General features: G+C 72.0%; 20 protein-coding genes. 10 read left to right on the top strand and 10 right to left on the bottom strand.

Going from position 1 to position 20,372, the window contains the following annotated elements:
* Positions 1–27: 27 nt before the first annotated feature.
* From ACFY8W_RS21505 to ACFY8W_RS21495, 3 genes are read right to left on the bottom strand one after another with little or no spacing between them, the layout of a single operon-like run.
* Positions 28–360, bottom strand: a complete 333-nt coding sequence (locus ACFY8W_RS21505) for a DUF3817 domain-containing protein (protein ID WP_391107437.1) — start codon at positions 358–360, stop codon at positions 28–30.
* A 43-nt stretch (positions 361–403) separates the two neighbouring features.
* Positions 404–913, bottom strand: a complete 510-nt coding sequence (locus tag ACFY8W_RS21500; RefSeq protein ID WP_391107434.1) for a MarR family transcriptional regulator — start codon at positions 911–913, stop codon at positions 404–406.
* Between the two features lie 9 nt (positions 914–922).
* A complete protein-coding gene (locus ACFY8W_RS21495) occupies positions 923–2,176 on the bottom strand; it encodes an MFS transporter (protein WP_391107431.1) in 1,254 nt (417 codons plus the stop codon).
* Between the two features lie 92 nt (positions 2,177–2,268).
* Here ACFY8W_RS21495 and ACFY8W_RS21490 point away from each other — a divergent pair, with 92 nt between their 5' ends.
* Both ACFY8W_RS21490 and ACFY8W_RS21485 read left to right on the top strand, forming a co-directional pair.
* Positions 2,269–3,267 (top strand): DUF5937 family protein, encoded by a 999-nt coding sequence (locus ACFY8W_RS21490; protein WP_391107428.1) that lies wholly within the window; start codon positions 2,269–2,271, stop codon positions 3,265–3,267.
* A gap of 78 nt (positions 3,268–3,345) precedes the next feature.
* Positions 3,346–4,365 (top strand): glycoside hydrolase family 6 protein, encoded by a 1,020-nt coding sequence (locus ACFY8W_RS21485; protein ID WP_391107425.1) that lies wholly within the window; start codon positions 3,346–3,348, stop codon positions 4,363–4,365.
* A gap of 75 nt (positions 4,366–4,440) precedes the next feature.
* Here the strand turns inward: ACFY8W_RS21485 and ACFY8W_RS21480 are convergent, their stop codons facing one another.
* The 3 genes from ACFY8W_RS21480 to ACFY8W_RS21470 all read right to left on the bottom strand — a co-directional run bounded on the left by ACFY8W_RS21480 (position 4,441) and on the right by ACFY8W_RS21470 (position 8,929).
* Positions 4,441–6,402, bottom strand: coding sequence for a galactose oxidase-like domain-containing protein (locus tag ACFY8W_RS21480; protein WP_391107422.1), 1,962 nt, complete (start codon positions 6,400–6,402; stop codon positions 4,441–4,443).
* Between the two features lie 3 nt (positions 6,403–6,405).
* Positions 6,406–8,235 carry a glycosyltransferase family 2 protein gene (locus ACFY8W_RS21475; RefSeq protein ID WP_391107420.1) on the bottom strand — a complete coding sequence of 610 codons (1,830 nt, stop codon included), beginning with the start codon at positions 8,233–8,235 and terminating at the stop codon, positions 6,406–6,408.
* A 193-nt stretch (positions 8,236–8,428) separates the two neighbouring features.
* The gene (locus ACFY8W_RS21470; protein ID WP_391107417.1) at positions 8,429–8,929 is read right to left on the bottom strand and encodes a MarR family transcriptional regulator; all 501 of its coding nucleotides are present in this window, start codon (positions 8,927–8,929) and stop codon (positions 8,429–8,431) included.
* A gap of 50 nt (positions 8,930–8,979) precedes the next feature.
* On the opposite strand from ACFY8W_RS21470, the gene ACFY8W_RS21465 reads away from it, so the two are divergent.
* Positions 8,980–9,426: a MarR family winged helix-turn-helix transcriptional regulator gene (locus ACFY8W_RS21465; RefSeq protein ID WP_391107414.1), complete on the top strand. Its 447-nt coding sequence runs from the start codon at positions 8,980–8,982 to the stop codon at positions 9,424–9,426.
* Positions 9,427–9,461: 35 nt separating this feature from the next.
* On the opposite strand, the gene ACFY8W_RS21460 is transcribed toward ACFY8W_RS21465, so the two are convergent.
* Together ACFY8W_RS21460 and ACFY8W_RS21455 are read right to left on the bottom strand one after the other, a co-directional pair.
* Complete coding sequence (locus ACFY8W_RS21460) at positions 9,462–9,755, bottom strand: MTH1187 family thiamine-binding protein (protein WP_391107412.1); 294 nt, start codon at positions 9,753–9,755, stop codon at positions 9,462–9,464.
* Positions 9,752–10,096 (bottom strand): DUF3817 domain-containing protein, encoded by a 345-nt coding sequence (locus ACFY8W_RS21455; RefSeq protein WP_391107409.1) that lies wholly within the window; start codon positions 10,094–10,096, stop codon positions 9,752–9,754. Before ACFY8W_RS21455 ends, ACFY8W_RS21460 begins: the two co-directional genes overlap by 4 nt.
* A gap of 101 nt (positions 10,097–10,197) precedes the next feature.
* Here ACFY8W_RS21455 and ACFY8W_RS21450 point away from each other — a divergent pair, with 101 nt between their 5' ends.
* The 5 genes from ACFY8W_RS21450 to ACFY8W_RS21430 all read left to right on the top strand — a co-directional run bounded on the left by ACFY8W_RS21450 (position 10,198) and on the right by ACFY8W_RS21430 (position 14,156).
* On the top strand, positions 10,198–11,406 hold the full coding sequence (locus ACFY8W_RS21450) for an RNA-guided endonuclease TnpB family protein (protein ID WP_391108264.1): 1,209 nt from the start codon (positions 10,198–10,200) through the stop codon (positions 11,404–11,406).
* 97 nt (positions 11,407–11,503) lie between these two features.
* Positions 11,504–12,142 carry an AIM24 family protein gene (locus ACFY8W_RS21445; protein ID WP_391107406.1) on the top strand — a complete coding sequence of 213 codons (639 nt, stop codon included), beginning with the start codon at positions 11,504–11,506 and terminating at the stop codon, positions 12,140–12,142.
* Complete coding sequence (locus ACFY8W_RS21440) at positions 12,142–12,792, top strand: AIM24 family protein (protein WP_391107403.1); 651 nt, start codon at positions 12,142–12,144, stop codon at positions 12,790–12,792. The genes ACFY8W_RS21445 and ACFY8W_RS21440 overlap by 1 nt, the downstream gene beginning before the upstream one ends.
* 8 nt (positions 12,793–12,800) lie before the next feature.
* A complete protein-coding gene (locus ACFY8W_RS21435) occupies positions 12,801–13,598 on the top strand; it encodes an AIM24 family protein (RefSeq protein ID WP_391108261.1) in 798 nt (265 codons plus the stop codon).
* Positions 13,599–13,679: 81 nt separating this feature from the next.
* Positions 13,680–14,156 (top strand): MarR family transcriptional regulator, encoded by a 477-nt coding sequence (locus tag ACFY8W_RS21430; protein WP_391107400.1) that lies wholly within the window; start codon positions 13,680–13,682, stop codon positions 14,154–14,156.
* Positions 14,157–14,238: 82 nt separating this feature from the next.
* Here ACFY8W_RS21430 and meaB read toward each other — a convergent pair whose 3' ends face one another.
* Both meaB and ACFY8W_RS21420 read right to left on the bottom strand, forming a co-directional pair.
* Entirely contained in the window at positions 14,239–15,195 is a 957-nt protein-coding gene (gene meaB / locus ACFY8W_RS21425; protein ID WP_391107397.1) for a methylmalonyl Co-A mutase-associated GTPase MeaB, read from the bottom strand.
* A gap of 45 nt (positions 15,196–15,240) precedes the next feature.
* On the bottom strand, positions 15,241–16,443 hold the full coding sequence (locus tag ACFY8W_RS21420) for an acetyl-CoA C-acyltransferase (protein WP_391107394.1): 1,203 nt from the start codon (positions 16,441–16,443) through the stop codon (positions 15,241–15,243).
* A 137-nt stretch (positions 16,444–16,580) separates the two neighbouring features.
* Between ACFY8W_RS21420 and mce the strand changes: the two genes are divergently transcribed.
* Positions 16,581–17,033: a methylmalonyl-CoA epimerase gene (mce, locus tag ACFY8W_RS21415; RefSeq protein WP_056567577.1), complete on the top strand. Its 453-nt coding sequence runs from the start codon at positions 16,581–16,583 to the stop codon at positions 17,031–17,033.
* 185 nt (positions 17,034–17,218) lie between these two features.
* A partial coding sequence (scy, locus tag ACFY8W_RS21410; RefSeq protein WP_391108258.1) for a polarized growth protein Scy occupies positions 17,219–20,372 on the top strand: 3,154 nt, incomplete at its 3' end.

Below are 20,372 nucleotides of genomic sequence, written 5' to 3'. Positions count from 1 at the left end.
GTGCGGGGGTACGCCCGGAGCCTCGGCTCAGGCCTTGGCGGGAGCCGGCTGCGCGCCGCTGACCAGCGGAAGCGTGTCGCGGACGACCTTGCGCTCGACGAAGAACGCGGCGAAGGGAATGGTCCCGGACAGCAGCACCCACAGGAGCCTGCCGAACGGCCACTTCGCCTTGGAGCCCAGGTCGAAGGCGAAGATCAGGTAGATGATGTAGAGGACCCCGTGGGCCTGGGAGACCGCGAAGGTCACGTCCTCGCCCGTGTCGAAGCCGTACTTGAAGACCATGCACGTGCAGAGCACGAGCAGCATGACGGCGGTCACGTACGCCATGACGCGGTAGCGGGTCAGCACGCTGGATTTCATGCCGTCGAGCGTAACCGCACGTTCCGGGCGATCTTCGCGCGGGTCAGGACTCGTCGAAGTCGTGCGCGGCGACCCGCAGCGGCCGGAGCATCGCGAAGATCTCGGCGCATTCCTCGGCGTCGTACGCGCCCAGCCCGAAGTCCATCTCCATCAGGTCGCGGGTGGCCGCCTCGACGACCTCGCGCCCCTTCTCCGTGATCGAGGCGAGCGTCCCGCGGCCGTCGTTGGGGTTGGGCCGCTTGTCGACGAGACCGGACTTCACCAGGCGGTCGACGGTGTTGGTCACCGAGGTGGGGTGGACCATGAGCCGCTCACCGATCTTGGACATCGGCAGCTCGCCGGCCTTGGAGAAGGTGAGCAGGACCAGTGCCTCGTAGCGGGCGAAGGTCAGCCCGTACGGCTTGACCACCGCGTCGACCTCCGCCAGCAGGATCTGGTGGGCCCGCATGATCGAGGTGATCGCGGCCATCGAGGGGACCGGGCCCCAGCGCTTCTGCCAGAGTTCGTCGGCGCGGGCGATGGGGTCGAAGGGGAGACTCAGCGGCTTCGGCACGCCTCGACCTTACCCACTGGTCATATGGCGGTCAGCCGCGTCTCGCCTTTCGGTCGCCCGGACCTCAAGGACCAGAAGGATCACGCCGAGCGTACCGAGGACCCCGGTGCCGGCGACGACGGTGTGCACGGCGGCGAACTCGGCGGCGAGCCCGGCCGCGGCCATGCCGACGCCCTGGGCGGTCATCATCCCCGCGCTCATCAGCGTCATCGCCCGGCCCCGCCGTTCCTCGGGGACGGCGGCGACGAACCAGGCGTCGAGGCCGAGGGTGTACGCGGCGGTGGCACCGGCCAGGAAGAGCGCGACGGCGGCGAGGCCGGCGCCGGGCGCGAGGGCGTACAGGAGGAAGGGCAGGGTGCCGGCGACGGCGAGCGGGAACACGAGGCGCGAGCGGACGGCGGGACCAAGGGCGGACCCGGCGAGCAGTTCGCCCACGATCGTGCCGACCGGCAGCGCGCACATGAGCAGGCCGAGGGCGGCGGTGGAGACGCCGACCTCGTCGGCGTAGGGCGCGGCGAGGGCCTCGGGCACGACGGCGAACAGCGGCGGCACCCAGAACATCAGCATGAGCGCGCGGACCCGGCGGTCGCGCAGCACGCCCCAGGTGGCGCGGATCCCTTCGCGCTTCCCCTCGGCGGCACGGGCGGGCCTGCGGGCGGTGCCGAGGCGGAGCAGCAGCGCGGAGACCAGGAAGGTGGCGGTGGTGACGACCAGCGCGCCGCGCGGCGGCACGACGGTGAGCAGGACGCCGCCGACGGCGAAGCCGGTGAGCAGCGCGCTCTGCGAGACGATCCGCAGCAGTGACCGCCCGAGGACGAAGAGGTCGCCCTCGCCGAGGACGTCGGCGAGGGTCGCCATCCGGGTCCCCTGGAACACGGGCGAGACGAGGGCGACGGCGAAGCGCAGCGCCAGGAGCCCGGCGACGGGCGTGACGGGCAGGGCCATGGCCGCGACACAGCCCGCGCAGACGAGATCGCACCCGACGAGCACCCGCCGCGCCGGCAACCGGTCGGCGAGCCCGGCGAGCAGCGTGCCGCCGAGGAGGTACGGCAGGAAGCCGAGCGCGAAGGTCAGCGAGGAGAGCAGCGGCGAGCGGGTCAGCTCGTACACGAGCACGGTGAGCGCGAGCTCGCTGACGACGATGCCGAGCAGCGAGCAGAGGTGCGCGGCGAACACGTAGCGGAACTCGCGGACGGCGAAGACGGCGCGGTAGCCGGGCGGCGGCGCGGTGGAGGCACGCGCGCGGGTGGCGTTCATGGGCATGACCGCAGCGTGCGGGTGCGCCGGTGCCTCGCCCTAGACTTTCGGCTCCAGCCGAAAGTCCGCCGTGGGTCGCCCTGCCGGAAGGAGGCCCCGTGCCGTACCACCTCCACTTCGGCGAGGCCGATCCCCTGCGCATCCGGTTCGCGATCTCGCCGCTCTGGGAGACGCAGTCCGCGGTGCGGGTGCTCGCCCGGCCGCGGCAGCAGCGGTACCACCAGCCGTGGCTGCGGCGGATCGCCCAGGCCGCGCGGGGCCTCGACCTCGCGCCGCTGCACCTGCTCATGCCGCAGCGCGGGCACAGTCCGGACTGCCTCTATCCGCCGCCGCTCACCCCGGCCGGGACCTTCGCGGAGGAGATCGCGGCGGTGCGGGCCACGGCCCCCGAGATCGCGGCCGCGGACTTCGCGCGGGCGCTCGCGGACACCCCGGGCGCCGCGAAGAGCGCGGAGGGGCGGCGGATCATGGCCGATCCGGCGGGCTCGCTGGCCCGGCTCGCGGATCTGCTGGAGCGGGCGTGGGAGACGCTGGTGGAGCCGGAGTGGCCGCGGCTGCGGGCGCTCCTGGAGGCGGACGTCGCCTACCACTCGCGGCGGCTCGCCGAGGGCGGCCTGGAGCGGCTGCTCGGCGAGCTGCACCCGGCCTTTGCCTGGTCGGAGGAGACGGCGACCCTGACCGTCGACTACCGCGGCGAGCACGTGCGCGCACTGGAGGGCCAGGGCCTGGTGCTGCTGCCGTCCGTGTTCATCTGGCCGGAGGTGGTGAGCGGCTTCGACCCTCCGTGGCAGCCGACGGTGGCGTATCCGGCGCGCGGGATCGGCGGACTGTGGACGGAGCCCCGGGAGCGGACGCCGGACGCGCTCGCCCGGCTGCTCGGCCGGGCCAGGGCGGACGTGCTGTGCGCGCTGGACGAGCCGGCCGGCACCTCCGCCCTCGCGCACCGGCTCGGCCTCGCGCTGTCGTCGGTGTCGGCGCACCTGTCGGTGCTGCGCGCGGCCGGACTGCTGGCCTCCCGCCGGTACGGGCACCAGGTGCTGTACGAGCGGACGCCGCTGGGCATCGCGCTCGCGGTGTCGCAGCCGGAGGACGAGTGACCGTTATGTCACGATGGCCCGGTCTGTGCCGTATCGCCTGACCCCTCGCCGTAGCCCGAAGCCGACCCTGGGGGCCGGATGTCCCGTCGCCGTCGTTCCCTCGCCACCGCCGCCCTCGCCGCCGCGCTGCTGCTCACCGGGTGCGGCACGGACGACGACGCGCCCGCCTCCCCCGTCGGACCGCCCTCCGCGCGCGGCGGGTCCGCCCCGCCCACCGGCGGCTCGCCGTTCTGGGTGGACCCGGAGAGCGACGCGGCCCGGCAGGTCAGGGAGTACGAGGCCCAGGGCCGTACCGAGGACGCCAGGATCCTGCGGCGGATCTCGGAGCGGCCGGTGGCCGACTGGCCGGCCGGCGACGACCCCGTGCCGGACGTGACCCGGGCGGTGAAGGGCGCGGCGGCAGGCCGGCGGACGGTCGTCCTCGTCGCGTACAACATCCCGCACCGCGACTGCGGCATGTACTCCGCGGGCGGGGCGCACGACGCACGGGCCTACCGGCACTGGGTGGACTCCTTCGCCTCCGCGATCGGTGACGCGCCCGCGGTCGTGGTCCTGGAGCCGGACGCGGTGCCGCACGTCGTGGACGGCTGCACCCCGGGCGAGTACCACGACGAGCGGCTGGAGCTGCTCTCCGGGGCCGTCGACCGGTTCAAGCGGCAGCCGCGCACCCGGGTCTACCTCGACGCGGGCAACCCGGCCTGGATCGACGACCCGAACAAGCTGGTGGAGCCGCTGCGCCGGGCGGGCGTCGCCCGCGCCGACGGCTTCGCGCTCAACGTCTCCAACTTCCAGACCAACGACGTCGTACGGGACTTCGGCGCCGGCCTGTCCCGGCTGCTCGGCGGCAGCCACTTCACCGTGGACACCAGCCGCAACGGCGACGGCCCCCTCCCGGGCGACCGGGCGGAGGCCTGGTGCAATCCCCCGGGCCGCGCGCTCGGCGTACCGCCGACCGACCGGACCGGTGACGAACTGGTCGACGCCTACCTGTGGATCAAGCGGCCCGGCGACTCGGACGGCCCCTGCCGGGGCGGCCCGGCCGCCGGCACCTGGTGGCCCGACTACGCCCTCGGCCTGGCCCGCCGGGCCAAGGGCTAGTGCCAGGGCTGGGGCTAGGACTTGGACTAGGACTACGGCCAGGGCGTCCTGGGGGCCACTGCGGTCTGACGGTCGTCAGGACACCTGGATCCACTTGGCCTCGGACGGGATCCCGTCCTGGTCGGTCACGAACAGCATGTACCAGCCGGGCGGCACCAGCGTCTTGTCCTCGGGGACCTCGACGGTGACGGTCACGCCGTCAGGCTCCTTCGTCAGGGCCAGTTCCACCGAGCGCTGTTCGACGTCGGTGGTGTGGGTGACGGCGCTGGGCCGCATCAGCCGGGCCTTGGCGATCCGGGCCGCGTCCTTGGTCTTGAAGGTGGCCCGGCCGTTCTGGTCGAGCTCCTGCGGACCCTCGCCGAGCACCGGCCGGTTCCCGCCGGCGCGGTGCAGGCTGGGCGGGGTGAAGACCTCGATGCGCTGCTCGAAGGTGCCGAGCTTGGTGTTGTCGGCGTCGTCGAAGAGCGGGTCGGAGCCGAAGGTGGCGACCCGTCCGTCGGGCAGCAGCAGCGCCTCGGAGTGGTAGTTGCGGCCGACGGTGGGCTCGGCGGCCTCGTTGAAGGCGTTGGACCTCGGGTCGTAGAACTGCGCCTTGAGGATGTTGCTGCCGCCGCGGCCCCGGTAGTCGCCCGAACCGCCGCTGGTGAAGACGGTGTCGTCGGGCATGAGCACGCTGCTGAGGTAGCGGGTGCCCTGCGGCAGGGCCGGCCCGTCGCTGAAGACGGGACTGTCCTTGGACAGGTCGATGATCGAGGTGCGGGCGGTGGAGGCGGGCGACTCGCCGACCCCGCCGCCGCCGAGGACCATGACCTTCTGGTGCTGCGCGGGCGGCAGCATCAGGGAGGCAGAGGTCTCCAGCTGGTCGGGGTCGGTGAGTCCGCCCAGCTTGGTGAAGGAGTTCTTCTTCAGGTCCCACAGGCCGGGCTCACGGCCCTTCTCGGCGGGTCCGTAGCCGGCGTTGGAGCCGGTGTAGAGGAGCTTGCCGCCCTTGGTGAGGAAGAGCGCCGGGTAGGTGGGGAAGTACCGGAAGGGGCCCTTGGACCACTTCTTCGTCTTCGGGTCGTAGATCTCGTTGTCCCCGGGGACGACGTCGCCGACGTCGTTGAGCCCGGACACGGCGAGCACCTTGCCGTCGTCGAGGGTGACGAGCGTCGGGTACCAGCGGGCGTCCTTCATGGGCGCGACCGGGATGTAGCGCTCGGCCTTCGGGTCGAACTCGTACGCGGCCTTGATGCCCTGGAAGTCCTGCTTCTCGGTGGTGAGCTTCTGTGCGAGCCCGTAGACGTTGTCGGCGTCGTCGCCCTTGAGGCCGACGACCTCGTACTGCGCGGCCTCGGTGGTGAGCGCCTGCGGGCCCTCCTTCCGGGCCTCGACGAAGACCCGGGCCTCGGCGGCGGTGACCTTGGTCTTCCACGGCTTCATCTGGCCGCTCTTGAAGTACGAGATCTCGAACTCGCGCTTGGCCTTGGGCACGGTCACGTCGAACTTCGAGACGTACTCGACGCCGGACGGCGAGCGGAAGACGGTGCCCTTCCTGAGGGTGACCGCCTTGTCGGGGCTCTCGTTCTTGACCCGCATGCCGCCGCCGGCCCGCTTGACCTCGCCGTCGAGGATCTCGTAACGGGCGGTGCCGCCGGCCACGAGGAGACGGCCGTCCGGCAGCTGGGTGTGGCCGGAGCAGAAGAAGTCCTCCGGCGTGGGGATCGACTTGAAGGTGTTCTTCACCGGGTCCCAGAGGACGGTCTCGAAGGTGCCCGCGTCGAACTTCTTCTGGTCGTTGCCGGAGCCGGCGATGAGCAGCACCTTGCCGGTGTGCAGCAGGGCGGCGTGGATGGCGTTGATGCGGTACTGCTCGGGCACGTCGACCACGCCCCAGGAGCCGTACTTCCGCTGGTACTCGGGCTGGGCGATCTTGTACGCGTGGTACTTCTCCGTCGCGAAGGACACGGCGGCCGGGGCGTTCAGGGCCGCGAGCACGAGGACGGCGCCGCTGCCGAGCAGGGTCTTCTTGAACTGCTTGGACGGCCGGTAGGCCATGGCTCAGTTCCCTCCGGTCGTCGTGGGCGCGGTCGCGGTGGTGGGCGTCGGCCCGGTCTTGGCGGGGGTGGCGATGACGGTGACGCCTCCGGCGGCGTCGGCCCGCCCGCGGGCGCGGGCCCGTGCCCTGGCGGCCGTGCGGATCCGCAGCCGGCGCCGGTCGCGCAGCACGGTGAAGGCCCACACGGCGAGCGGCGCGAGCGCGATGAGCAGGGCGAGCACCGCCCAGGTGCGCATGGCCGCGTGGGTGTGGCCGAGGCGGACGGAGGCGACGAGGGAGGCGACGAGGACCGCGGCCCAGTAGAGGTGGATGCGGAAGGTGAGGACCCGGTCGGGGCTGGCCTCGCCGCCCTTGGGGGTGACGACGAAGCGGCCGCGGGTGCGCAGCAGCGCGGAGCCGAGGGACTTGAGGTAGATCGGCGCGGACAGCGCGGACATCGCCATGCCGGCGAGGCCGCCGGAGCCCTCGGGTTCGTGGGGCGAGACGTTGTGGCGGCGGTTCCACAGGTAGAGGCCGATCTGGAGGGCGACGGCGTCGCTGTAGATCATCAGCCAGACCGAGGAGGAGACCTGGGTGCCGGACGCGCCGAGCCACAGGAAGAGGACGCAGGAGAGGATGCCCAGGAACCAGTTGACGGCCGTCATCGGGTAGTAGACGAGCATCAGCGTGTAGTTGAGGAGCCGCCCGGGCGGGGTGCGGAAGGGTGCCTTCCAGTACTGCTTGAGCAGCGTCTCGTAGGTGCCGCGTGACCAGCGCAGCTGCTGGGTGAAGAAGTCCGTCCAGGAGGCGGGTCCCTCACCCACCGCGAGGACGTCGGGGGTGTAGACGGAGCGCCAGAAGCGGCCGGTGAGCGGGTTCCTCCGCCGGTGCAGTTCGAAGCCGGTGGCCATGTCCTCGGTGATGGAGTCGTACAGGCCGCCGACCTGCTTGAGGGCGGTGACGCGGACGACGTTGTTGGTGCCGACGAACATGGGGGCGCGGTAGCGGTTGCCGGCCCGCTGGATGAGCGCGTGGAAGAGGAACTGCTGCGACTCGGCGGCCTTGGTGACGGCCGAGGTGTAGTTGCCGTAGACCTGCGGACCGACGACGAAGGCGATGTCGGGGTCGCGGAAGTAGCCGAGCATCCGCTCCAGGAAGTTCGGGAGCGGCACGTGGTCGGTGTCCACGGAGGCGAAGAAGTCGTAGGCGTCGCCGTGCATCGCGAGCCAGGCGTTGTAGTTGCCGTGCTTGGTGCGGGCCTTGTGGGCGCCCTTCCTGCGGTTCCACTCGGGGACGCCGGCGCGGGTGAAGTGCCGGACGCCGAGCTGCTCGCACAGCGCCTTCGCGCCGGGGTCGTCGCCCTCGTCGAGCAGCCACACGTCGAGCCGCCCGTCGTGGCGCAGCCGCACGGCGCCTTCGAGGGTGGCCCGGACCATGGAGAGCGGTTCCTTGCCGGGCACGTAGGTGGTGAGGAAGGCGACCCGGGTGCCCGGCTCGGGGCGCACGGGTATGGGGTCGCGGGCGACGAGGGTGGCGTGCGCGATCGAGGTGACGTTCACCAGCATGAAGAAGCAGATCAGCCCGATCGACACGAGCATCACGGTGTCGTACGGCACCCGCCAGGTGTCGTCGCCCTCGCGGACGGTCCAGTGGCTCGGCCAGACGAGGTAGACCAGGAGCAGCGCCGAGAGCAGCGGTGCGAGACCCATGAGGAGGACGGCTCGTATTCGGTGCGGTTCCTTCGAGAGCAGACTCCGGTACTGCACCTGGTAGGTGTCCCCCGCCCGGTCCGGTTCCGTGAGGGGACCGGCGAGTCGGCTGTAGGTGTCGTAGTCGTAGCCTCGCGGCCGCACGGTGCCTCCAGCTGTCGTCGAACCTGTCGATAGCCCCACGAAAGGGGACATTCATCGGCGTGTCGACTGGGAAGCGTCCGAGTGAGGGTATTTCACGAAAGGCGGGCTTCTGGGCGTAACGGGTGACGCCCGGCGTCCGCCGGCCGGCCCAACGGGCCCTCGGCCCGCCACCGCCGGCCGGCCCTACGGACCCTCAGTCCGCCCGCTCCCGGCCGGAGTCGGTCTCGCGCCCGAAGCCGTCCACGAAGGCGGTGAGCAGCCGGGCGAACGCGAGCCGGTCGGCGTCCGGCCAGTCCGCCATCACCCGGGCGAAGACCCGCTGCCGGAAGCGGTGGGTACGGTCGACCTGCTCCCGGCCGTCGGCGGTGAGCGCGAGCAGCGCCCGCCGGGCGTCGGAGGGGTCGGGCCGACGGCTGACCCAGCCCTCCTCGACGGCGCGCAGGACAAGCCGGCTCGCCCGGGGCTGGTCCACGCCGAGCGCGGTGGCGACGTCGGTGACCGAGCAGCTCCCGTCCCGGCCCTCGACCGCGTCGAGGACCCCGAACAGCGTGGGGTCGACCGCCCGGCCGCCGTCCGCCGGCGCGAGACGTCCGAGCGAGCGGCGGGTCTGGCTGCGGCGGATGGCGACCATGGCCCGCTCGACGGCGACCAGGGCTTCCCGTTGTTCCTCTTCCTGCATGCGCTCCTCTGGCATGCATGTTAGTTTACAACTGTTGTAAAACTACATGCATTGGGGGATGCCGCATGCCCGGGGAAGACGTCCGGACCCAGCGCCCGTTCGGCTACTGGCTGAAGCACGTCGACGGCGCGATCGAGGCGGCGATGAGCCGGCTGTTCGCCGCCGACGGCCTCGCCCGCCGGCACTGGCAGGTGCTGCACACGCTCGCGTACGGGCCGGCCACGCTCGCCGAGCTCGACACGGCCGTGGCGCCGTTCCTGTCCGACGGCGAGCCGACCGTGCGCCCGTACGTCGACGACCTCGCGGGGCGCGGCTGGGCGAGCCGCTCCGAGGACGGCACCGTGGCACTGACCGAGGAGGGCCGCCGGGCGCACGGGCGGATCGCGGAACAGGTCGGCGTCCTGCGGGCCCGGGTGACGGAGAGCCTGTCGCCCGAGGAGTACGGGACGCTCGTCGGACTGCTCCGGCGCGTCGCCGCCCACCTGGACGCGACGGAGCCCCGGACCGGCTGAGGTCCGGGGCTCCACGGATGCACAAGGGGGCCGGTTCAGCCGGCCAGGTGGCGCTCCACGGTGTCGACCTTCGCGGTCAGCCCGTCCGTGACGCCGGGCCGGATGTCGGCCTTGAGGACGACCGAGACGCGCGGCGCCCGGGCCTCCACGGCGGCGACGGCACGCTTGACGACGTCCATGACCTCGTCCCACTCGCCCTCGACCGAGGTGAACATGGCGTCCGTGCGGTTCGGCAGACCCGACTCGCGCACGACCCGGACCGCGTCGGCGACGTACTCGCCGACCTCCTCCCCCACGCCCAGCGGGGTCACCGAGAAGGCGACGATCATGCGTTCACCACGCCTTCGCGGCGGGCGCGGGAGGCGATGACCGCCGCCTCGGCCTCGCGCTTGAGCTTGCGCTCCGCGAAGAATCCGCCGAAGGGCAGCACGGAGAGGACGAAGTAGACCGCCGCCGTCTTGAAGGACCACTTGGTGCGGTTCCAGGCGTCCAGCCAGAAGAGCACGTACAGGATGAAGAGGACGCCGTGGATCGCGCCCATCACCGGCACCGCGTTGAAGTCCGTGGTCCGCTTGAGCACCGAGCAGACCAGGAGCAGCAGGAACGACACGGCCTCCGGCGCGGAGACGAGCCGGAGCCGGTGCAGGGAGGAAGCGGTCTTGATGTCCACGGGAGGGGTCACCTTCGTTCGATCTTGTGAACGGATACACAAGGGCCCGTCCATCATGACCTAGCCAGAAAACGATCAGCGCCGGAGGGGGTGGGGTTCACCTGTACACCGTCTTCACGTTCCGCCTTCGCCCTACCGTCAGGCAGGCCCAGGCCCTGGGCGACATGCTGCGGGACCACTGCTCGCTCTACAACGGCGCGCTGCAGGAGCGCCGGGAGGCCTACCGGCACGCCTCGAAGACGAACATCAAGTACGCCGACCAGTCCGCCCAGCTCAAGGAGATCCGGGCGTTCGACCCGGATCGTCAGGGCCGGTGGTCGTTCAGCTCGCAGCAGGCAACGCTGCGCCGCCTGGACAAGGCATTCGCGGCGTTCTTCCGTCGGGCGAAGGCGGGGCTCACCCCGGGCTATCCCAGATTCAAGGGTGTGGGGCACTTCGACACCGTCCTGTTCCCGAGAGACGGGGACGGCTGCCGTTGGGATTCCACGCCGCGTGACCGGCGGACGCGGGTGCGCTTGCAGGGCGTCGGGCACGTGCGGGTGCACCAGCACCGGCCGGTACGCGGGCGGGTCAAGACGATCAGCGTGAAGCGTGAGGGCAAACACTGGTACGTAGTCCTCGCCTGCGATCAGGTGCCGCGCGAGCCGCTTCCCGCCAACGGATCGATCATCGGCATCGACATGGGCGTGACGCACTTCCTCACCACGTCGAATGGTGAGCACTTCGAGAATCCGCGCTACCTCGACGCATCCGCCGATGCGTTGGCCGTCGCACAGCAGCACCTCTCGACGTTCCCCAAACGCACTCGGCTGAGGTCGAAGAAGCACCGGGCCGCTGTCCGCAAGGTCGCCCAGCTGCACGGCAGAATCCGGCGTCAGCGCCGTGATTACCATCACAAGGCCGCGAAGGAGTTGATCCGCGGCCACGGCACGATCGCACACGAGCGCCTGAACATCGCGGGAATGACCCGTGCCCCCAAGCCCAGGCCTGATCCCGATCAGCCCGGCGCGTTCTTGCCGAACGGAGCCGCCGCGAAGGCGGGCTTGAACCGCAGAATCCTCGACGCGGGTTGGGGGAAGTTCCTGACGATCCTGGCGCAGAAGGCTGAAAGTGCCGCTCGCCGCGTGGTCGCCGTGGACGCCCGCAACACCTCCCGCACCTGCCCCCGGTGTGGGCACGTCGCCAGGGAGAACCGCCTCACCCAAGCGAAGTTCGAGTGCACGGCGTGCGGCTTCCTCGCGAACGCCGACCACGTCGGCGCGCTGAACGTGCTCAGCGGGGCCGGGCTGGTCCTCTGCGCGGAGGCATAGCCTCCATGCAGGAAGCCCGCCGCCTCAGCGGCGGGCGGAGTCACTGTGCACGGCGACTTTGCTGTCCCTTTATCCGGGGGGCAAGTACCTTCCCTCCGTGGCAACGTTCCGACTCCAAGGCAGCAAAGTGCTCGCCGTGACCATGACCGGCGACGCCGTGAAGGCGAAGAACGGCTCGATGGTCGCCTACGACGGCCAGATGGCCTTCAAGAAGATGTCCGGCGGCGGTGAGGGCCTGCGCGGCATGGTCACCCGCAGGCTGACCGGTGAGCAGATGGAGGTGATGGAGGTCCGCGGCCAGGGCACGTGCTGGTTCGCCGACCGGGCCTCCGAGATCAACCTCGTCCAGCTCCACGGCGACAAGCTGTTCGTCGAGGCGAGCAATCTGCTCTGCACCGACGCAGGCCTGCGCACCGGCACGACCTTCACCGGACTGCGCGGCGGCGCGACCGGCAACGGCCTGTTCACGACGACCGTCGAGGGCACCGGCCAGGCCGCGATCATGTCCGACGGACCCGCGGTCGTGCTGCGGGTGACCCCGCAGTACCCGCTGTCCGTGGACCCCGGCGCGTACATCGCCCACCAGGGCAACCTCCAGCAGCACTTCCAGTCGGGTGTGACCTTCCGCACCTTCATGGGCGAGGGCGGCGGCGAGGCCTTCCAGATCCGCTTCGAGGGCGACGGACTCGTGTACGTCCAGCCCAGCGAGCGGAACACGATCGGGGGCGACGTCTGATGCCGTTCCGGGAGATCAACTCCAAGATGGTCGAGGCCACGGTGATCCCGGGGCAGCGGCTGTTCAGCCAGCGGGGCGCGATGCTGGCCTACCGCGGCGACGTCACTTTCACGCCGAACATCGCCGGCGGCCAGGGCGGCCTGATGTCGATGATCGGCCGCCGGGTGGCCGGCGAGGCGACCCCGCTGATGACCGTCGAGGGCAGCGGCACGGTGATGTTCGGGCACGGCGGTCACCACATCCAGGTGATCGCGCTGACCGGCGACACCCTCTACGTGGAGGCCGACCGGCTGCTCGCCTTCGACGGCACCCTGGAGCAGGGCACCATGTTCATGGGCTCGCAGGGCGGCGTCATGGGCATGGTCCGCGGCCAGGTGACCGGCCAGGGCCTGTTCACCACCACGCTCAAGGGCCACGGCTCGGTGGCCGTGATGGCGCACGGAGGGGTCATCGAGCTGCCGATCACGCCCGGCCGCCCGGTGCACGTCGACCCGCAGGCGTACGTGGCCCACCACGGCGACGTGCGCAACAAGCTGTCCACCGCGCTGGGCTGGCGGGACATGGTGGGCCGCGGCTCGGGCGAGGCGTTCCAGCTGGAGCTGAGCGGGAGCGGTTCGGTGTACGTGCAGGCGTCGGAGGAGAAGCTGTGAACACCTTTATGGCCGGGGGCCCCGCGGTGCTCGACCCGCATTCCCTGCCGAGCGACGACAACGTCAACCCGTACACCTTCTGCGTGGAGCTCAAGGGCTCCCAGTGGTTCCTGCAGAAGGGCAAGATGATCGCCTACTACGGGCAGATCGAGTTCAACGGCATCGGCCACGGCCAGCTCGACCGGCTCGTGCGCACCTCCTTCCACTCGCCGCTGCACGCGAGCGACTGGGTGGTGGCCGAGGGCAGCGGCAAGATGCTGCTGGCCGACCGGGCCTTCGACGTGAACTCGTTCGACCTGGACGAGGGCAACCTGACGATCCGTTCGGGCAACCTGCTCGCGTACCAGCCGTCGCTGGCGCTGAAGCAGTCGATCGTGCCGGGCTTCGTCACGCTCATCGGCACCGGCAAGTTCGTCGCCGCCTCGAACGGCCCGGTGGTCTTCATGGAGCCGCCGCTCCGGGTGGACCCGCAGGCGCTGGTGGGCTGGGCCGACTGCCCGTCGCCCTGCCACCACTACGACCACGGCTACCTGACCGGCGTGATGGGTGGCGTGCGGGCGCTGACGGGCATCGGCGGCAGCTCGGGCGAGGAGCACCAGTTCGAGTTCGTCGGAGCGGGTACCGTACTGCTCCAGTCGACGGAGCTGCTGATGCCGGAACGGGCGATCGGCGAGCCGGGTGCGCAGCCCGGCGTGCCGGGCGGTCACGGTGGGGCGGGAGCGCACGGATCCGGCCAGGGACCGCTCGGTTCGGTACCGCGCCTTCCCGGACAGCTCGGCGACCTGCAGCGTCGCTTCGGTTTGTGAGCGGTAGTCTGCGGAGCGTGACGCGTCGAACACACTCCCAGAACTCGTCCAGTATTCAACTTCTTTAGGTAGAATCCACACATGGAGACCGAGACGGCCACCCCCTGGCTCACCGACGCCGAGCAGTGCGCCTGGCGCACCTACCTGGACGTCAACAGAATGCTGATGTACCAGCTGGAGAAGGACCTCCAGCCCTTCGGCCTGACGATCAACGACTACGAGATCCTGGTGAACCTCTCGGAGTCCGCCGACCGGCGTCTGCGGATGAGCGACCTGGCGGCCGCCACCCTGCAGTCCAAGAGCCGGCTCTCCCACCAGATCACCCGGATGGAGAACGCCGGGCTCGTCCGCCGGGAGAACTGCGAGTCCGACCGGCGCGGGCTGTACGCGGTGCTGACCGACGAGGGCATGACGACCATGCACAAGGTCGCCCCGCACCACGTCGAGTCGGTGCGCAAGCACTTCATCGACCAGCTCAGCCCGGAGGCGCTCGGCGACCTCCACGAGTCGCTGAAGCCGATCGCCGAGGAGCTGCGCGGCCGCCGCGGCAAGCCGTAGCGGCGGCGCGGGACGGCGCGGACGCACGGGAAGGGCCCGGCACCTGCTTCCAGGTGCCGGGCCCTTCCTCCGTCCGCGGGACTCAGTGGCCCGTCAGGCTCGCGATCAGCTCGTCGGAGGCCGCGTACGGGTCGAGCTCACCGGCCGTGATGCGCTCCGCGAGCGCGTCGAGCCGCCGGTCGCCGTGCAGGTCCCCGATCCGCTCGCGCAGCGCCGTCACCGCGATCGTCTCGACCTCACGGGCGGCGCGGGCCCGGCGGCGTTCCGCCAGGACGCCGTGCTCCTCCATCCAGGCGCGGTGCTTCTCCAGGGCCTCCACGACCTCATCGACGCCCTCGCCGCGCGCCGCGACCGTCTTCACGATCGGCGGGCGCCAGTCGCCGGGGCCGCGCGCCTCGCCGAGGCCCAGCATGTGGTTGAGCTCGCGGGCGGTGGCGTCGGCGCCGTCCCGGTCGGCCTTGTTGACCACGTACACGTCGCCGATCTCCAGGATGCCCGCCTTCGCCGCCTGGATCCCGTCGCCCATGCCCGGCGCGAGCAGCACCACCGAGGTGTCGGCCTGGGAGGCGATCTCCACCTCGGACTGGCCGACGCCGACGGTCTCCACCAGGATCACGTCGCAGCCGGCCGCGTCCAGGACGCGGATGGCCTGCGGGGCGGACCAGGCGAGACCGCCGAGGTGGCCGCGGGTGGCCATGGAGCGGATGTAGACGCCCGGGTCGGACGCGTGGTCCGACATCCGCACCCGGTCGCCCAGGAGCGCGCCGCCGCTGAACGGCGAGGACGGGTCGACGGCGAGCACGCCGACCCGCTTGCCGGCCCGGCGGTACGCCGAGACCAGTGCCGAGGTCGACGTCGACTTGCCGACGCCGGGCGAACCGGTGAGGCCCACCACGTAGGCGTTCCCGGTCAGCGGGGCCAGCGCCGCCATGACCTCGCGCAGCTGCGGGGACGCCCCCTCCACGAGCGAGATCAGCCGGGCCACGGCCCGCGGCCTGCCCTCCCGTGCCTGGTCGACCAGAGCGGGGACGTCCACCATGTGCAGCTGCTCCTTGCTGGTTGAGCCGGGTGCTTGGCCGGATGCTTACTTGCCGGGCACGCGCACGATCAGGGCGTCGCCCTGGCCGCCGCCGCCGCACAGGGCCGCCGCGCCGACGCCGCCGCCGCGCCGCTTGAGCTCCAGGGCGAGGTGCAGCACCACGCGGGCGCCGGACATGCCGATGGGGTGGCCGAGCGCGATGGCACCACCGTTGACGTTCACCTTTTCGGGGGTGACGCCGAGGTCCTTCATCGACTGGTGGGCGACGGCGGCGAAGGCCTCGTTGATCTCGATGAGGTCGAGGTCGGAGACCTCCAGGCCCTCCTTCTTGAGGGCGTGGAGGATCGCGTTGGACGGCTGCGACTGCAGCGAGTTGTCCGGGCCCGCCACGTTGCCGTGGGCGCCGATCTCGGCGATCCACTCCAGACCGAGCTCCTCGGCCTTGGCCTTGCTCATCACGACCACGGCGGCGGCGCCGTCGGAGATCTGCGACGAGGTGCCGGCGGTGATCGTGCCGTCCTTGGCGAAGGCCGGGCGGAGCTTGCCGAGGGACTCGACCGTGGTCTCGGCGCGGATGCCCTCGTCCTGGGAGAAGACGACCGGCTCGCCCTTGCGCTGCGGGATCTCGACCGGGGTGATCTCGGCCTCGAACACGCCGTTCTTCTGGGCGGCGGCGGCGCGCTGGTGCGACAGGGCGGCGATCTCGTCCTGGACCTCGCGCGGAATGCCCAGACGGGTGTTGTGCTTCTCCGTGGACTCGCCCATGGCGATGCCCTCGAAGGCGTCGGTGAGGCCGTCGTACGCCATGGCGTCGAGCATCTCGATGGCGCCGTACTTGAAGCCCTCGCGGGACTTCGGCAGCAGGTGCGGGGCGTTCGTCATGGACTCCTGGCCGCCGGCCACGATCACGTCGAACTCGCCCGCGCGGATCAGCTGGTCGGCGAGCGCGATGGCGTCCAGACCTGACAGACACACCTTGTTGACGGTGAGCGCGGGGACGTTCATCGGGATGCCGGCCTTGACGGCGGCCTGGCGGGCGGGGATCTGCCCGGCGCCCGCCTGGAGCACCTGGCCCATGATCACGTACTGCACCTGGTCGCCGCCGATGCCGGCGCGGTCCAGGGCGGCCTTGATCGCGAATCCGCCCAGGTCGGCGCCCGAGAAGGACTTGAGCGAGCCGAGCAGGCGACCCATGGGCGTGCGGGCGCCCGCGACGATCACTGAGGTGGTACCGGTCGTTCCAGACATGAGGCACAGCCCCTAGGGATGAGGAGTGAACGAGGGTTTACGTTCAATGTACTGAGCGGTGCGTCGCCGGGTCACCGGCCCGCCGGTGTGATCGCGCGCACGTTGCGTAACCACCGCTCGGGCGCTGCACTGGACGCATGCTGACGCGTATCGACCACATCGGGATCGCCTGCTTCGACCTCGACAAGACCGTCGAGTTCTACCGGGCGACGTACGGCTTCGAGGTGTTCCACTCCGAGGTCAACGAGGAGCAGGGCGTCCGCGAGGCCATGCTCAAGATCAACGGGACCTCCGACGGCGGGGCCTCCTACCTCCAGCTCCTGGAGCCCACGCGCGAGGACTCGGCCGTGGGCAAGTGGCTCGCCAAGAACGGCGAGGGCGTCCACCACATCGCCTTCGGCACCGCGGACGTGGACGGCGACGCCGAGGCCATCCGCGGCAAGGGCGTCCGGGTCCTCTACGACGAGCCGCGGATCGGCTCCATGGGCTCCCGCATCACCTTCCTCCACCCCAAGGACTGCCACGGCGTCCTGACGGAACTGGTCACCTCGGCAGAGCCCTCGGCTGACCACTCCTCAGCGGAGCACTGACCTCCGGATTCCCGGCCCGGTAGAGTGGGCCACTCCGGGCCGGGGCCGGTCGGGGCCGAGTACGTGCGGCACCGAAGTCGGGATGTCGGGGTCGTCCGATCTGCCACGATTCCCCGGGGGGCCGTTCTGTCCGGGTGAACGGTGCTCGTTGGAGTGTTGCGACCAGGGGACGGATGGACCGCGCAGTGCGGGGCTACGAACGCCAGGAGAGCCACCGAGCTGAAGACGACCATCTCTCGCGGTTCGAAGCCGAGATGGACCGGCTGAAGAAGGAGCGAGAGAAGGCCGTCCAGCACGCCGAGGACCTCGGGTACCAGGTCGAGGTGTTGCGCGCCAAGCTCCACGAGGCGCGCCGCACCATCGCGTCCCGGCCCGCCTACGACAGTGCGGACATCGGCTACCAGGCCGAACAGATGCTGCGCAACGCGCAGATGCAGGCCGAGCAGCTGCGCCAGGACGCCGAGCGCGAGCTGCGCGAGGCCCGGGCCCAGACCCAGCGCATCCTCCAGGAGCACGCCGAGCAGCAGGCCCGCCTGCAGGCCGAGCTGCACACCGAGGCCGTGCAGCGCCGCCAGCAGCTCGACCAGGAGCTGAACGAGCGCCGGCAGACCGTCGAGTCGCACGTCAACGAGAACGTGGCGTGGGCCGAACAGCTCCGCGCCCGCACCGAGTCCCAGGCCCGCCGCCTGCTGGAGGAGTCCCGCGCCGAGGCCGAGCAGTCGCTGGCCGCCGCCCGCGCCGAGGCCGCCCGGATCGCCGAGGAGACCCGCCGCCGGGTCGGTACCGAGGCGGAGGCGGCCCGGGCCGAGGCCGAAGCGATTCTGCTGCGCGCCCGCAAGGACGCCGAGCGCCTGCTCTCCGCCGCCTCCAGCCAGGCGGAGGAGGCCACCAGTCACGCCGAACGGCTGCGCTCCTCCACCACCGCCGAGACCGACCAGGCCCGCCGCGAGGCCGCCGAGCTGTCCCGTACGGCCGAGGTGCGCGTCCAGGAGGCCGAGCTCCGGCTGCGCGAGGCCCGGGTGGAGGCCGAGCGCACCCTCGCCGAGGCCAAGGAGGCCGCGGCCAAGCAGCTGAGCAGCGCCGAGTCCGTCAACGAGCAGCGCACCCGCACCGCCAAGGCGGAGATCGCGCGCCTCGTCGGCGAGGCCACCAAGGAGGCCGAAACCCTCAAGGAGCAGGCCGAGGAGAAGCTCCGCGAGGCCACCGCCGCGGCCGAGAAGCTGGTCTCGGAGGCCTCCGAGAAGGCCCGTACGGTCGCCGCCGAGGACTCCGCGGCGGCGCTCGCCAAGGCCGCCCGCAACGCCGAGGAGATCCTGACCAAGGCCTCCGAGGACGCCCAGGAGACCACCCGGAAGGCCGCCGAGGAGGCCGAGCGGATCCGCCGCGAGGCCGAGACCGAGGCCGACCGGCTGCGTTCGCAGGCCGAGGAGCAGGCCGACGAGCTGCTCGGCTCGGCCAAGGACGACACCAAGGAGTACCGCGCCAAGACGGTCGAGCTGCAGGAGGAGGCGCGCCGGCTGCGCGGCGAGGCCGAGCAGCTGCGCGCCGAGGCGATCGCCGAGGGCGAGCGGATCCGCGGCGAGGCCCGGCGCGAGGCCGTGGGGCAGATCGAGGAGGCGGCGAAGACCGCCGAGGAGCTGCTCACCAAGGCCCGTAAGGACGCCGACGAACTGCGTACGAGCGCGGGCGCCGAGAGCGACCGGGTCCGCGGCGAGGCCATGGAGCGGGCGCAGACCCTGCGCACCCAGGCCGAGGAGACCCTGGAGCGCACCCGGGCCGAGGCCGAGCGGATGCGCGCCGAGGCCGAGGAGCAGGCCGAGTCGGTCAAGGAGGCCGCCGAGGCCGCCGCCGTGGCGCTGCGCGAGGAGGCCGAGCGGGCCGCCGCTGCCCGGCAGGCGGAGGCCGCCGACGAGCTGGCCCGGCTGCGCACCGAGGCCGAGACGAAGCTGGCGTCGGCCGGCGAGGAACTGGTGGCCGCGCGCGCCGAGGGCGAGCGGATCCGGCGCGAGGCCGCGGAGGAGACCGAGCGGCTGCGCACCGAGTCCGCCGAGCGGATCCGGAACCTCCAGGCCCAGGCCGAGCGGGAGGCCGAGCGGCTTCGCTCGGAGGCGGCGGCGGACGCGTCCACCGCCCGTTCCGAGGCGGAGTCCGCCGCGACCGCGCTGCGCGAGGAGGCCGACGCCGAGGCCGAGCGGCTGAAGTCGGAGGCCCAGGAGACCGCCGACCGGGTGCGCTCCGAGGCCGCCGCCGCCGCCGAGCGGGTCGCCGCCGAGGCCGCGGAGGCGCTGGCCGCCGCCCAGGAGGAGGCCAACCGGCGCCGCCGCGAGGCCGAGGAGACGCTGGACTCGGCCCGCGCCGAGGCCGGCCGCGAGCGCGAACTGGCCCGCGAGCAGAGCGAGGAGCTGCTCGCCTCCGCCCGCAAGCGCGTCGAGGAGGCGCAGGCCGAGGCGCACCGCCTGGTCGAGGAGGCGGACACCCGCGCGACCGAGATGGTGTCGGCCGCCGAGACCACCGCGCAGGAGGTACGGGACTCGGTCGCGGGCCTGCGCGAGACGGCCGAGGAGGAGATCGCCGGGCTGCGCAGCGCGGCCGAGCACGCGGCCGAGCGCACGAGGACCGAGGCGCAGGAGGAGGCGGACCGGGTCCGCGCCGACGCGTACGAGGAGCGGGAGCGGGCCACCGAGGACGCCAACCGCATCCGCGAGCGCGCCCAGGAGGAGTCCGACGCGGCGAAGGCCCTGGCCGAGCGGACGGTCACGGACGCCCTCGCCGAGGCCGAGAAGCTGAAGGCGGACACCGCCGAGTACGCCCAGCGGGTACGGACCGAGGCGTCGGACGCGCTGGCCTCGGCCGAGCAGGACGCCGCCCGCACGCGTGCGGACGCCCGCGACGACGCCAACCGGATCCGTTCGGAGGCGGCGGCGCAGGGCGAGAAGGTCCTCGGCGAGGCGGCGGCGGAGGCCGAGCGGATCGCCGAGGAGGCCGAGCGGCTCCTGACGGAGGCCGAGCAGGTCAAGGCCGACGGCGAGGCGGAGGCCGACGCGCTGCGGGCCGCCGCCCGCGCCGACGGCGAGCAGGTCCTCGACGAGGCCCGCAAGGCCGCCGACAAGCGGCGCGCCGACGCCGCCGAACAGGCCGACACCCTCATCGGCGAAGCCACGGCCGAGGCCGAGCGGCTCACCGCGGAGGCGGAGCAGCTCAAGGCCGAGGCCGAGCAGGTCAAGGCCGACGGCGAGGCCGAGGCCGACGCGCTGCGGGCCGCCGCCCGCGCCGACGGCGAGCAGGTCCTCGACGAGGCCCGCAAGGCCGCCGACAAGCGGCGCGCCGACGCCGCCGAAC

Origin of the sequence: Streptomyces sp. NPDC012637 (assembly GCF_042954805.1) — a bacterium.
Taxonomy (GTDB): Bacteria; Actinomycetota; Actinomycetes; order Streptomycetales; family Streptomycetaceae; genus Streptomyces.
This window is presented reverse-complemented; position numbering and strand designations above follow the sequence as displayed.